The sequence below is a fragment of the Streptomyces sp. NPDC050085 genome (assembly GCF_044460595.1).
In the GTDB taxonomy this organism is placed as follows: Bacteria; Actinomycetota; Actinomycetes; order Streptomycetales; family Streptomycetaceae; genus Streptomyces.
Genome location: NZ_JBITJZ010000007.1, coordinates 238,291 through 250,897, shown reverse-complemented (window position 1 = coordinate 250,897; position 12,607 = coordinate 238,291). Strand labels below are relative to the sequence as shown.

Here is a 12,607-nt window from a genome sequence, read left to right as displayed (position 1 = left end):
CTCACGCTCCCTTCGTCGTGGCCACCGCCGCCGGTGCTCCGGCGCCCGCGCCCTCGCGGGCCCGGTCGGCGGGGACGGCCAGGGCGACGGCCGCGGCCACCAGGGCGACCGTACCCGCCATGGCGAAGGAGAGCTGGTAGCCGTGCAGCGTGGGCACCTCGGCACCGCCCACGCGGGTCGACTGGTGGACGAGGACCGCGGCGACGGCGGCGCTGGAGACGGCCTGGCCGATGGTGCGCATGAGGACGTTGACCCCGTTCGCCGAGGCCGTCGCGTCCGCGGGGACGGCGCGCAGGATCAGCGTGGGCAGCGCCGAGTAGGCGAGGGTGGTGCCGGTCGACACGACGGCGGCGCCCACCAGGATCACCCAGAGGTCGGTGCTGTCGGCGATGCGCACGGCGTAGCCCAGGGCGAGGACGACGCCGCCGATCGCGAGGGTGACGCGGGGGCCGCGGGCGGCGGAGACGCGGGCGGAGACCGGGGAGAACAGCAGCATGATGATGCCGCTGGGCAGCATGCACAGGCCGGTCGCGACGATGGACAGGCCCAGGCCGTAGCCGGTGGCGACGGGGGCCTGCACGAGCTGTGCGGTGACGAGCGAGTTGGCGTAGAACGCGAAGCCGGTGAACAGGGCCGCGACGTGCGGCAGTCCGACGCTGCGGCCCACCGCGAGGCGCAGGTCCACCAGCGGGCGTGCGGTGCGCAGTTGCTGCCACGCCCACAGGCCGAGGACCACGGCGGCCCCGGCGAACAGGCCGAGGACCCGGGCACTGCCCCAGCCCCACTGGCCGCCCTGCGAGACGCCGAGCAGCAGGCAGATCAGGCCGGCGGCGAGGCCCAGCGTGCCCAGCGCGTCGAAGCGGCCCGGTGATCTGACCGGCGATTCGCGCACCGCCCACCAGGCGAGCGCGAGGCCGAGTGCGCCCAGGGCGCTGGTGGCCCAGAACATCACGTGCCAGTTGGCGTACTGCACCACGAGCGCGGCCAGTGGCAGGCCGAGTGCGGCGCCGACGCCGACGGTGGAGCTCATGAGGGCGACGGCGGAGCCGGTGCGGTGCGGCGGGAGTTCGTCGCGCAGGATGCTGATGGACAGCGGCACCACGGCCGCGGCGGCGCCCTGCAGGGCGCGGGCGGCGATCAGGATCCGGATGTCCGAGGTGAGCGCGCAGACGACGGATCCCGCGGTCATCAGGCCGAGGGCGATCAGCAGGACGCGCCGTTTGCCGTACATGTCGCCGGCCCGGCCGAGCACGGGCGTGAGGACGGCGCCCGCGAGGAGCGTCGAGGTGACCATCCAGGAGACCGCCGCGGGGGACGCGCCGGTGAGCTTCGGCAGGTCGGGCAGCAGGGGGACGACGACGGTCTGCATGACCGCCATGAGGATGCCGCCGAAGGCGAGCACGGGCACGGTGAGGCGCTCGCGCAGGCGCGGCGGCACGGGTATCGGGACGGCGTCCATGAATCTCCTGATTTATCCTGAATGCCCGGGTGAATTCCTGAGTGAATTACCATTCACCGACACGATGAATCAGTATTCACCATGGCGTGCCCCGCTGTCTGCCCCGCTCGGGCGCCGCTCCGGCGCCGCTCAGGGCCCGTCCGGGCGATACTTCCGCTCATGACCTCCACCGATTCCCTCCGCTTCGGCCTCGTCGGCACGGGCCCCTGGGCCACGCGGACCTACGCGCCCACGCTCGCCGCCCACCCCCGCACCTCGTTCACCGGCGTGTGGGGGCGCCGCCCGCAGGCGGCCGCCGAGCTCGCCGCCGCACACGGCGTGACGGCGTACGACGACGTGGACGCGCTGTTCGCCGCGTGCGACGCGGTGGCGTTCGCCGTGCCGCCGGACGTACAGGCGCCCCTGGCGGCGCGGGCCGCGGCGGCCGGCTGCCATCTGCTGCTCGACAAGCCGCTCGCCACCGAGCCGGACGCGGCACGGGCCGTGGTCGAGGCGGCCGACGCCGCGGGCGTCGCCTCGGCCGTCTTCTGCACGCTGCGCTACGCCTCGGTGCCGGCGGCCTGGATCGCCGAACAGGCCGCGGCGAAGGGCTGGTTCACCGGTCGCGCCGACTGGTACGGGGCGCTGTACACCCCCGGGGACGACGCCGCCGTACGGTCCTGGACGCCGTGGCGCGCCGACCGCGGAGCGCTGTGGGACGTGGGGCCGCACGCCCTGTCGATCCTGCTGCCGATCCTCGGCGACGTGGCGGACGTGATGGCGCGGCGCGGGCCCGGCGACACCGTGCACCTGGTCCTGCGGCACACGTCCGGCGCCTCGAGCACGGCGACGCTGAGCCTGACCGCTCCCCCGGCGGCCGGCGGCATCGCGGTCGAACTGCGGGGTTCGGAAGGGGTGGCGACCATGCCGACCGGCGGCACGCCGCAGGAGTCCCTCGCCGTGGCCGTGGACGCGCTCCTGGAGTCGGCCCGCACGGGAGAACCGGCCGCCTGTGACGCGCGCTTCGGTCTGCGGCTCACCGAGATCCTCTCGGCGGCGGAGCGGTCCCTGCCGCCAGCGGGTGCCGAACCGGACCTCGGCGAGTGAGTCGAGGCCGCTCACTCCGTCCGGCGGCGGCAACTCCCGGAGATGCCAAGGCAGATGGAAGTACACGTGCGGCAGGGTGTACGCCATGGCGGTGCGGGGATCGACGCAGCGGCCGTACGCCGCGACCAGCAGGTGCCGGCGCATGAACTCGGTGTGCGGCAGAGCGTGTCGGCGTACGGGAGCCGGTGTGTGCCCGTCGAGCCGGGCGACGGCGAGGTCGTCGCCCGGCAGCCGGGCCATGAGGAGGTAGCGCCAGCCGTTCTCGTACGTCCCCGAGGCGGGCAACTGCGGTGCGGGGACAGGGAGTCGGCCCTCCAGACACTCCAGGACGCGGGCCTCGCGCTCACCGTCCGCGGCCGCGGCGGCCGGGACGATCCGCTCCCCTTGTTCTTCGGTCTCCACGAGAGGCCAGCACGATCGGCACCCCAGAGGCCGAAATCCTGCCCCTCAACCGCATTTCGGGCGGCCCCCAGCAGGCCGTTTACGCTGGTGCGCATGCCGCTCCAGATCAGCGCCACCAACCCCGAACACCCGGTGCTCCTGCTCGCCCTGCCCTGGCACGTCCCGCTGGCGGAGTGGCCCGAGGAGCACCTCGTGCCGCTGCCGCGCGGCATCTCCCGGCACGTGGTGCGCTATGCGCGCGCCGGTGACGAAGTGGTCGCCGTCAAGGAGCTGGCCGAGCGTCCGGCGCTGCGGGAGTACGAACTGCTGCGCACGCTCGACCGGTTGGGGATACCCGCGGTCGACCCGCTGGCCGTCGTCACGGGCCGCGAGCAGCCGGACGGCACGCCGCTCGAACCCGTCCTGATCACCCGCCACCTGGGCGGATCCCAGCCCTACCGCTCCATGTTCGAGACGACGCTGCGCCCCTCCACCGTCCACCGCCTGATGGACGCGCTCGCCGTGCTCCTGGTCCGGCTGCACCTGACGGGCTTCGCCTGGGGCGACTGCTCCCTGTCCAACACGCTCTTCCGGCGGGACGCGGGCGCCTACGCCGCGTACCTGGTGGATGCCGAAACGGGCGAAATGCACCCGGAGTTGAGCCAGGGGCAGCGGGCGTACGACATCGATCTGGCCCGGGTGAACATCAGCGGCGAGATGCTCGACCTGGAGGCGTCGGGGGCGCTGCACCCCTCCATCGACCCGATCGGGTTCGGGACGGAGATCGAGCAGCGCTACACCAACCTGTGGAGCGAGCTGACCCGCACGTCGGTGTACCCGGCGGGCAAGCACCACTACATGGAGCGTCGTATCCGCCGCCTGAACGACCTGGGCTTCGACGTGGCCGAGATGCAGATCTCCCGCTCGCCGCAGGGCGACGCCGTCACGTTCGTGCCCAAGGTCGTCGACGCGGGGCACCACCAGCGCCAGCTCCTGCGCCTCACCGGCATGGACGCGGAGGAGAACCAGGCGCGGCGCCTGCTCGGCGACCTGGAGAGCTGGATGGCGACGCAGACCGACGCGCCCGACGCCCGCCCCGAGGTCCTCGCGCACCGCTGGGTGCGCGACGTGTTCCGGCCGACGGTCCGTGCGGTGCGCGACCGGATCTCGTCGCCGGCGGACCCGGCCGAGCTGTACCACGAACTCCTGGAGCACCGCTGGTACTTGTCCGAGCGGGCGCAGCACGACATCGGCCTCGACGCGGCGGCGGCGGACTACGTCCGCACGCGCGGTGCGGCGAAGACGGAGTGACCGGGGCTCCGCGGGCGTGGGGGCGGCAGCGCCGGACCGGGCGCGGCCGGTGCCGTGGCCGCTACGTAATGGCGAGTGACGGCACCGACCGCAGCCAGTGACCTCCGGACGGGTCGTGAACGAGTGCGGGACGTGCATCGTGCAACGCATTTTCCGGCCACATCGAGCAAATGTGGTGGCCCGGTCCCACACTCTCTTCCTCGAACACCCCCAGAGGCTCGTGAGTTACCCGACGCCGGAAATTTCGGCCATTTTCGAGCGGCCCGGCACAGGTGCCGCATCGTCGTACCCAAGGGGTCACGGACGATCAAACCAGCAGGTGGGCAACCCCGCACGTCCCATCATGACGCACCATCTGATCGTTTTCTTCGGGCAATGTTTATTACCAAAGGCGATGGGAGTATTTAGACTGCTCACGCTCAACTCGGCGTGTACGAAGAGGGATTACCCACCATGAACAAGAAGGCGCTCCGCGCCCTGCTCCGAGAACGGCGTGCCCTCATAGCCCCCGAGTCCCACGGCTTCACCCGCCCCACGGGCCAGGGCCGCCGCGCACCCGGCCTGTCCCAGCATCAGGTCGACCAACTGCTGCATCGGACGCTGGGGACTTATCACCGGCTGGAGTCGGGGAGCTATCCGACCCCGCCCACCGACCTGCTGCGCGACGTGGCCCGCCTGTTCGGGCTGAACGAGCAGGAGTGGGTGTTGTTGTGCCGGTATGCGTTGCTACAGGATCCGCCCGGCGCCCTGTACGACTCCTCGGGCAAGCAGGTCCCCGGCATCTGGCAGGAGGCAGTGGACGGGATCAACCACATCGCCTACGTGTCGGACGCGTCCTGGGACCTCCTCGCCTGGAACCAGGCGTTCGTGGACCTGTTCCCGAGCGGCAACCCGCCCGGCAACACGATGCGCTGGATGCTTCTCGAACAAGAAGCCAGGACCGTCCTCGCGGACTGGCACAAGTCCTGGGCGCCCATGGTCATGCCGCAGCTGCGTGCGGCGCTGGCCTCTCGGCCCGAGGACGACACCCTGCGCCAGATAGAGAAGGAGGTGCTCGCCGATCCCGAAGCGGCCCCGATCTACGAGGCGGGCGGCGCCGCCATCCATCCGGACGGCGACGAACGGCCGTTGCTGCACGCCCGTTGGGGCCACGGCTGGGCCACCATGTGCGCGGCCCAGCCACTGACCACTCCGGGCGCGCGGCTCATGATCCTGGTCTTCCATCCCGGCCCCCGCAGCGTGCACCTGCGTACGCCTGCACTGCAGGCGGGGTGATGTTCAACCCTTCTGACTCGCCATACGGTGACGTACGTTGGAGCACCCCCCACTCCCCCTCCGTCACCCCCGTGGGAGTCTCCACATGCCTGCCCATATCTCCAGACCCGCCACTGCTCTCGGCGCTCACAAAGTGACGACCGCCGAGATCGTCGAGGACATACGCGCCCATCACCGGGGACATCCTCGCCTCAACGCGCTCGTACGGGCCGTCGCCGGATGCGGCGTCGAGACCCGCTACTTCAGCCGACCGCTCGATGCCGACAGCATCGCCGGTGAGGCGGGAATCGCAGAGCGGGTGAGAACGGACTTCGCCGACGCGCTCGAGCTCGCCGAGCAGGCGGCGGTCGCCGCCCTCACCCTCTCGGGCCTGGCGGCAACGGACCTGGACGGGATCGTCACCACGCATTCCACCGGCTGGGCCGTGCCCAATCTCGACGTGTTCCTCATGACCAGACTCGGGATGCGCCCATCGGCCCGCGGCCTGGCCGTGACCTCGGCAGCCTGCACCGGCGGCGCCAAGTCCCTGATCCGCGCCTCGGAGATGGTGGCCGCACGGCCGGGCAGCAAGGTGCTCGTCGTCGCGGCGGAGATCCTGTCCACCGTCTATCACCACAGCGACAGCAGCATCGAGTCGATGATCTACAAGGCACTCTTCGGAGACTCTGCGGCAGCCGCTGTGGTCAGCGACGCACCGCTCGGTCCCGGCCTCGCGATCGAGGACACGTTCGAGTACGTGCTCCCCGACACCGAGGAGCGGCTCGCAGGCCGCATCGAGGCCGACGGCCTGCACTTCGACGCCACCAAACAGGGCCGGAATTCGAGCGGTGAGGCGATTCCTGCCCTACGGGGCTGGCTCGGCGCCCGGTCGAGCGACTTCGCGGTGATCCACCCGGGCAGTCCGCGCATCATCGAAGACACCGCCGCCGTGCTCGGCCTCGGCCGGGAGGCCGCCCGCCACTCCACCGACACCCTCACCGACGAAGGCAACCTCGGCGGCGTCAGCGTCCTGCGCGTCCTGGAGCGGACGCACGGCGAACCGCCGGCGCCCGGTGCCCGCGGCACGATGGTCGCCTACGGTCCTGGCTTCACGACCGCCGCCCTGCACGGCCACTGGCACGCCTGACCCCCAAACAAAATGTCCCACCGAGACTCATGTCCCATCGGGACACAACGGGTGTACTCTCGGAGACATGAAGGCGAACGAGTCCACCCCCACCCGGCCCCCCGAGGACCGTCGGCAGGTCAAGGCCCGTCGGACACGTGAGGCGCTGGCCGAAGCGGCCGTCGAGCTGGTTCTCGAGCGGGGGCTCGGGGACGTCACCGTCGAGGCGATCGCGGAGCGCGCGGACGTCACGCGCCGCACCTTCAGCCGGCACTTCTCCGGCAAGGAGGACGCGGCCCTGGACTTCACCCGCGCGGACGGCGCCCGGATCAACGCGGCCCTGCGCGCCCGCCCCGAGGACGAACCCCCGCTCCTCGCGTACCGCAGGGCCGTCGCGGACTGGCTCGCCGACCCGGAGACCCCGGGCTGGCACCACCGCCCGAGGCTGCGCGAGCTGTACGCCGCCGTGGACGACGAGCCCGCCCTGTTCGCCGCGTACGAGCGCATCCGGGTCGACGCCCAGGAGGAGTCCGTACGGATCATCGCCGACCGGCTCGGCACCGACCCGGCCAAGGACCTGCGTCCCGAGGTCGTCGTCGGCGCCGCGGCCGGTGTGCTGACCGCCGCGCTGCGCACGTGGGCGCGCGGCACGGGCAAGGACGCCGAGGACCTCGCCGCTCTGGTGGCGCGGGCCTACGACGCCCTCATCGGGGAGGCCGCCTCGGCGGCGACCTCCGACATCGCAAGCAGAGAGTGACACGCACCATGAGCACCACCCCCACCACCGGCCAGGTCACCGAGTACGCCGCCGAGTTCGCCGGGAAGACCGCCCTGGTCACCGGCTCCGCCTCCGGCATCGGGCTGGCCACCGCCCGCCGCCTGGGCCGCGGCGGCGCGAACGTCGTCATAGCCGACTTCAACGAGCAGGGCGCGAAGGAGGCCGCCGAGACGCTGAAGAGCGAGGGCGTCGAGGCCGCCGCCGTCGCGCTCGACGTGACGCAGCCCGCCTCCGTCGAGTCCGCCGTGCGGTTCGCGGTCGACACCTTCGGCGGGCTCGACCTGGCCGTGAACAACGCCGGGATCGGCGGCGCGAGCGCCCCCACCGGCACGTACGACATCGACGTCTACCACCGCGTCGTACGCACCAACCTCGACGGCGTCTTCTACTCGATGCGTTACGAACTCCCCGTCATCGAGGCCGCGGGCAAGGGCGGCGCCATCGTGAACGTCGCCTCGATCCTCGGCTCGGTGGGCTTCGCGGGCTCCCCCGCGTACGTCGCCGCCAAGCACGGCGTGGTCGGCCTGACGAAGACGGCGGGCGCCGAGTACGCGGCGAAGGGCATCCGCGTCAACGCGGTCGGCCCCGGCTTCATCGAGACGCCGCTCCTGAAGGAGATGGACCAGGCCGCCTACGACGGGCTCGTCGCGCTGCACCCGGCGGGCCGGCTGGGGAAGGCCGAGGAGGTCGCGGAGCTGATCGCGTTCCTGCTCTCCGACCGCGCCTCGTTCGTCTCCGGCAGCTACCACCTGGTGGACGGCGGCTACACGGCCGTCTGATCCGCCCGCCCCGCAGCGGCGAAGCGCACCTCCTGGGCCCTCGCGACGATCTCGACCTCGTCGCCGAGGGCCCATTCCGCCACCCGCGACACCTGCGCGGCCGGGACGACGTCACTGATGCCGGACGCCGCCGGGATGTCGTACGTGGCGTGGGCGTCGTGCGGCACGACCACCCGGAATCCGCGCTCCAACGCCGCGCGCGCCGTGGCCATCACACACATCTCCGACATCACGCCGCAGACGGCCAGCGCCCCGACCCCCGCCGCGTGCAGCAGCTTCTCCAGTCCGGTCTCCTCGAAGCCGTCGTCGACCGTCTTGCGCAGGACGTGTTCGCCGCGTGCGAGGTCCGGCGGGAGGTACAACTCCCAGCCTGGGGTGCCCGGTTCGTCGAGGGCGCCCGCGGGTCCGTCGTTCTGCAGGTGGACGACGAGCGCACCGGCCTCGCGGGCGCGGGCCGACAGGTGCGCGGTGCGCTCGACGACGCGTTCGCGGTCGGGCACGGCCTGCGCACCGCTGACGAAGGCGCGTTGCATGTCGACGACGAGGAGTGCTTGTACGGGTTTCACAGCGGCCACGTTACGACGGGGTCACGCGCCCGCTCACCTGCGGCGGCGCCCGGTGGCCTGGGCCGACGCGAGCAGGCAGTGCATGCGCTCGGTGAGTGCGGTGAGGTCGTCGGCGGGGCTGTGGAAGGGGATGCGCACGTCGGCCTGGCCGCGGGCGCGCTCCAGGCGCAGCGTCAGGCCGTGCCGGTCGACGGCGAGCGGCTGTACGCGGACCACGCCGTGCAGGCTGTCGGGGGTGATGAGCCGGGTGAGCTGCTCGACGGACTCGGGGTGCACCTCGGCGAGGTGCGTCAGCAGACGCGGTTCGGCGAGCGCCAGCGGATCGGGCGCGGCGTCGGCGAGTTCGCCGAGGTCGATGCCGTGGCGCTCGGTGCGGGTCTGCAGCACGGCGCGCTCGGGGCGCAGCACCAACTCCTCACCGTCGGGCACGAGTTCGCCCGACAGCCAGAGCCGGGCCCGCACCCGGTCACGTACCGGAACCGGTGCCGCGTCGGCGAACTCCAGCAGGGTGGTGGGCCGGCCGTGCGGTGCGCACAGGACGGCGGCGGCGAGCACGCTGTCCGGCGGCGGCGCGATCCGCACGGTGCCGTCCTCGCAGACGCGGTGCGCGCCGACGAGGTCGTCCTGCCCCACGTCGGTGGTGACGCCGCAGGTCCACGCGGCGGCGAGCACGGAGCGCGCGCGGACCGCCGTGGTGGGCACGGCGGTAGCGATCTGTCGGACACCCATCCCGAACCTCCATTAGGTAAGCCTTGCCTAACTTATCGGAGATCTTCGCCGGGGGTCCACCCCACCGCCCCGTGTCGCGGCCTCGCCCCGCGCCTTCGCGTGCGGTTGACTCGCCGCGTGCGCCGATTCCTCGTGTTCCTGCTCGTCCTCGCCGGCGCGGCCGGCACGCTCCTGCTCGCCCTGCTGCGCTCCCCGTGGTGGTGGTTCGGCGCGGGCCCCCTGCTCGCGCTCGCGGCGCTCGGCGTGTGGGACCTGGGACAGACCCGCCACTCGGTGCTGCGCAACTACCCGCTGCTCGGCCACCTGCGGTTCCTCATGGAGTCGCTGCGCCCCGAGATGCAGCAGTACTTCATCGAGCGCAACTACGACGGGCGGCCCTACGACCGCGACGTACGCAACATCGTGTACGAGCGGGCCAAGGCGCAGGAGGCGGAGGAGCCGTTCGGCACGGAGCGCGACGTCTACGAGGAGGGCTACGAGTACCTGGTGCCGTCGATGATGCCGGTGGACACGCCCGAGGCGCCGCCCCGGGTGCGGATCGGCGGACCGGACTGCGCGCATCCGTACGACATGGCGCTCCTGAACGTCTCCGCGATGAGCTTCGGCGCCCTGTCGGCGAACGCGATCCGCGCCCTCAACAAGGGCGCCGCACTGGGCGGTTTCGCGCACGACACGGGCGAGGGCGGCCTGTCCGAGCACCACCTCGCGCACGGCGGGGACCTGGTGTGGGAGATCGGCACCGGCTACTTCGGGTGCCGCACGGCCGACGGCGGCTTCGACCGCGCGGAGTTCGCCGACAAGGCCGCGCACCCGCAGGTCAAGGCGGTGTCCCTGAAACTGTCGCAGGGTGCCAAGCCGGGGATCGGCGGAGTCCTGCCGGGCAGCAAGGTGACGGCCGAGCTCGCGCGCGTACGGGACGTGCCCGAGGGCGAGACGGTGGTGTCACCGCCGTACCACCGGGAGTTCGGCACACCCCGTCAACTGGTGGCGTTTCTCGCGGAGTTGAGGGAGCTTTCGGGCGGCAAGCCGGTCGGGTTCAAGCTGTGCGTGGGCTCGCGGGCCCAGTTCCTCGCCGTGTGCAAGGCGATGCTCGCCGAGGGCGTGAGCCCGGACTTCGTGATCGTGGACGGCGCCGAGGGCGGCACGGGCGCCGCGCCCCTGGAGTTCGCCGACCACCTCGGCATGCCGCTCACCGAGGGGCTGATCACCGTCCACAACTCCCTGGTCGGCACGGGGTTGCGCGACCGGATCAGGATCGGCGCGAGCGGCAAGGTCGCCACCGGGGCCGACATCGTCAAGCGCCTCGTCCAGGGCGCGGACTTCACGAACGCGGCCCGCGCCATGATGTTCGCCGTCGGCTGCATCCAGGCGCAGCGCTGCCACACCAACACCTGCCCCGTGGGCGTGACGACTCAAGACCCGCGCCGCGCACGGGCGTTGGACGTGGCCGACAAGGCGCAGCGGGTCCACCACTACCAGCGCGCGACGGTGCGCAGCGCCGCTCAGATCATGGCGGCGATGGGCGTCGGCGATCCGCGCGAACTCGGCCCCCACCTGCTGCTGCGCCGCATCGCACCCCACGAGGTGCTCTCCTACGCACGGCTCCACACCTGGCTGGAACCGGGCGCCCTGCTGGCCGGCCCGCCCGATTCCTGGGCCGACGACTGGGCTGCCGCGCACCCCGACCGCTTCTGAGCGACCCGCACGCCCCAACTCCACGCGAACGAGGGGTGAATATGCCATCTGCCCCCGCACCGCGCGTCGCGACGGCATCATGCCGCCATGGACGGTACTGCGCTCCTGCGGGAGCTCTTCACGCCCGACGAGTACGACGCGGTCCGCCGGCACGCGGACCATCTGGGCGTGACGGTCATCGAGTACGTTCGCCGCACCGCCGCCGAACGGGCCCTGGAGCGGCTCCACTTGACGGAGGCCATCGAGGCCCAGGCCCTGCAGCTCGGCAAGCTGTCGATACCGCAGGTGGAGCGGGCGCGCTGCGCGGGCGGCGCCTCGTCGCCGGCGCTCGAGCGCTTCCTGGACACGCTGGCACAGCCCACGGAAGGAAGTTGACGTACCGTCACCCCGCGTGAGCGTGCGTCGCCGGGGCAACCGACGTACATGACTTCGGTGACGACACGCCCCACGAACCCCGAGCGGCCGCGCACGGGACGGTGGTGGCGGACGCTCGTACGGGCCGCCATCGCGCTCGTCGCGTTCCTCGCCCTCGTCGCGTTCTCGGCCGTACTCGCCCGGCTGACCCTCACCCCGTCCCCGGCCTCCGACCGGCTCGCGGGCGCCAATCTGCGCCCCGGCGCGAGCCTTCAGCAGTACGCACAGTCGTACACCTTCCTGGCCGCGTGCAAGCAGATCGGCGGAAACCTCCTGCTCGGAGCGCCGTTCGGGCTGCTGCTTCCGGTGCTCGTGGCACGACGGATGCGGCTGGTGCGGGTGCTGGCGCTGACCGTGGTCGTCATGGTCCTGGTGGAGCTGGCGCAGGGCGCGCTCGTCGAGGGCCGCGCGTTCGACGTGGACGACATCCTGCTCAACACGGCCGGGGCGCTGATCGCGTACGCGCTGGTGGGCCGGCGCATCGGTCACGGCTACCACGCGCTCGCAAAACGGCCCGAGCGGCAGCGGAAGCACACCCGCTTGCCGATCACGTTCCGTGGGAATGGGGCTCGTTACCGGAGCAAGACCCGCGCAGGAGACAACGAGAGGGAGTGATCGTCATGCGTGCGCCGAAGGCCGCCGACCGGCGTGCCGCACGCGTGGAGTACCTGATGCCGCAGGGCAGGGGCGCCGCCCGCTGGGCCCGGAGGCTGACCCGGTCGTTCCTGGCCGGGCGCGACGGAGGGCCGGTGGAGGACGCCGAGCTGGTGGTGTCGGAGCTGGTCACGAACGCCACCCGGGTGCCCGACAGCCACTGCCGGATGACGCTGCGCCTGGACGCGGGCGAGCTGACCGTCGAAGTGCACGACGACAGCCCCGGACTCCCCCGCCTCAAGTACGCCACGGAGACCGCCGAATCGGGCCGCGGCATCGCCCTGGTGCGCGCCCTCGCCCACCACTGGAGCGTCGAGCCGCATCCGCGGGGCGGCAAGACGGTGCGGGCGGTGTTCGCCCCGTCCTGACCGGACG

13 protein-coding genes are annotated in these 12,607 nt (G+C 72.2%); 10 read left to right on the top strand and 3 right to left on the bottom strand.

The genetic code is table 11. From position 1 onward, the window contains the following. Nucleotide 1: 1 nt before the first annotated feature. Complete coding sequence (locus tag ACIBUY_RS26425; protein ID WP_365565954.1) at nt 2-1,459, bottom strand: MFS transporter; 1,458 nt, start codon at nt 1,457-1,459, stop codon at nt 2-4. Nucleotides 1,460-1,618: 159 nt separating this feature from the next. Between ACIBUY_RS26425 and ACIBUY_RS26420 the strand changes: the two genes are divergently transcribed. The 6 genes from ACIBUY_RS26420 (at nt 1,619) to ACIBUY_RS26395 (ending at nt 8,174) form a co-directional block, all read left to right on the top strand. Next, entirely contained in the window at nt 1,619-2,545 is a 927-nt protein-coding gene (locus tag ACIBUY_RS26420) for a Gfo/Idh/MocA family protein (protein WP_399153918.1), read from the top strand. 495 nt (nt 2,546-3,040) lie between these two features. Next, on the top strand, nt 3,041-4,237 hold the full coding sequence (locus tag ACIBUY_RS26415) for a DUF4032 domain-containing protein (RefSeq protein ID WP_365565958.1): 1,197 nt from the start codon (nt 3,041-3,043) through the stop codon (nt 4,235-4,237). Nucleotides 4,238-4,690: 453 nt separating this feature from the next. Further along, nucleotides 4,691-5,512, top strand: coding sequence for a helix-turn-helix domain-containing protein (locus ACIBUY_RS26410; RefSeq protein ID WP_399153917.1), 822 nt, complete (start codon nt 4,691-4,693; stop codon nt 5,510-5,512). 133 nt (nt 5,513-5,645) lie between these two features. Beyond that, nucleotides 5,646-6,638 (top strand): PhlD, encoded by a 993-nt coding sequence (locus ACIBUY_RS26405; RefSeq protein ID WP_365565962.1) that lies wholly within the window; start codon nt 5,646-5,648, stop codon nt 6,636-6,638. Nucleotides 6,639-6,705: 67 nt separating this feature from the next. Next, nucleotides 6,706-7,374 (top strand): TetR/AcrR family transcriptional regulator, encoded by a 669-nt coding sequence (locus ACIBUY_RS26400; protein WP_365565964.1) that lies wholly within the window; start codon nt 6,706-6,708, stop codon nt 7,372-7,374. A gap of 8 nt (nt 7,375-7,382) precedes the next feature. Beyond that, nucleotides 7,383-8,174, top strand: coding sequence for an SDR family NAD(P)-dependent oxidoreductase (locus ACIBUY_RS26395; protein ID WP_365565966.1), 792 nt, complete (start codon nt 7,383-7,385; stop codon nt 8,172-8,174). Here ACIBUY_RS26395 and ACIBUY_RS26390 read toward each other — a convergent pair. Together ACIBUY_RS26390 and ACIBUY_RS26385 are read right to left on the bottom strand one after the other, a co-directional pair. Beyond that, nucleotides 8,159-8,707 carry an isochorismatase family protein gene (locus tag ACIBUY_RS26390; RefSeq protein WP_399154043.1) on the bottom strand — a complete coding sequence of 183 codons (549 nt, stop codon included), beginning with the start codon at nt 8,705-8,707 and terminating at the stop codon, nt 8,159-8,161. The genes ACIBUY_RS26395 and ACIBUY_RS26390 overlap by 16 nt on opposite strands. Nucleotides 8,708-8,773: 66 nt before the next feature. Beyond that, nucleotides 8,774-9,469, bottom strand: a complete 696-nt coding sequence (locus ACIBUY_RS26385; protein ID WP_365565969.1) for a DUF2470 domain-containing protein — start codon at nt 9,467-9,469, stop codon at nt 8,774-8,776. 117 nt (nt 9,470-9,586) lie between these two features. On the opposite strand from ACIBUY_RS26385, the gene ACIBUY_RS26380 reads away from it, so the two are divergent. From ACIBUY_RS26380 to ACIBUY_RS26365, 4 genes are all read left to right on the top strand, one after another. Then, a complete protein-coding gene (locus ACIBUY_RS26380; protein WP_365565971.1) occupies nt 9,587-11,164 on the top strand; it encodes an FMN-binding glutamate synthase family protein in 1,578 nt (525 codons plus the stop codon). Between the two features lie 87 nt (nt 11,165-11,251). Next, on the top strand, nt 11,252-11,539 hold the full coding sequence (locus ACIBUY_RS26375; protein ID WP_365565973.1) for a hypothetical protein: 288 nt from the start codon (nt 11,252-11,254) through the stop codon (nt 11,537-11,539). A gap of 57 nt (nt 11,540-11,596) precedes the next feature. After that, the gene (locus tag ACIBUY_RS26370; protein ID WP_399153916.1) at nt 11,597-12,193 is read left to right on the top strand and encodes a VanZ family protein; all 597 of its coding nucleotides are present in this window, start codon (nt 11,597-11,599) and stop codon (nt 12,191-12,193) included. A gap of 5 nt (nt 12,194-12,198) precedes the next feature. Beyond that, nucleotides 12,199-12,600, top strand: a complete 402-nt coding sequence (locus ACIBUY_RS26365) for an ATP-binding protein (RefSeq protein WP_365565975.1) — start codon at nt 12,199-12,201, stop codon at nt 12,598-12,600. Nucleotides 12,601-12,607 lie beyond the last annotated feature (7 nt).

Coding starts and splice junctions, on each gene's coding strand:
- ACIBUY_RS26425 (WP_365565954.1), bottom strand. CDS start 1,459: ATGGACGCCGTCCCGATACCCGTGCCGCCGCGCCTGCGCGAGCGCCTC.
- ACIBUY_RS26420 (WP_399153918.1), top strand. CDS start 1,619: ATGACCTCCACCGATTCCCTCCGCTTCGGCCTCGTCGGCACGGGCCCC.
- ACIBUY_RS26415 (WP_365565958.1), top strand. CDS start 3,041: ATGCCGCTCCAGATCAGCGCCACCAACCCCGAACACCCGGTGCTCCTG.
- ACIBUY_RS26410 (WP_399153917.1), top strand. CDS start 4,691: ATGAACAAGAAGGCGCTCCGCGCCCTGCTCCGAGAACGGCGTGCCCTC.
- ACIBUY_RS26400 (WP_365565964.1), top strand. CDS start 6,706: ATGAAGGCGAACGAGTCCACCCCCACCCGGCCCCCCGAGGACCGTCGG.
- ACIBUY_RS26395 (WP_365565966.1), top strand. CDS start 7,383: ATGAGCACCACCCCCACCACCGGCCAGGTCACCGAGTACGCCGCCGAG.
- ACIBUY_RS26390 (WP_399154043.1), bottom strand. CDS start 8,707: ATGCAACGCGCCTTCGTCAGCGGTGCGCAGGCCGTGCCCGACCGCGAA.
- ACIBUY_RS26385 (WP_365565969.1), bottom strand. CDS start 9,469: ATGGGTGTCCGACAGATCGCTACCGCCGTGCCCACCACGGCGGTCCGC.
- ACIBUY_RS26375 (WP_365565973.1), top strand. CDS start 11,252: ATGGACGGTACTGCGCTCCTGCGGGAGCTCTTCACGCCCGACGAGTAC.
- ACIBUY_RS26365 (WP_365565975.1), top strand. CDS start 12,199: ATGCGTGCGCCGAAGGCCGCCGACCGGCGTGCCGCACGCGTGGAGTAC.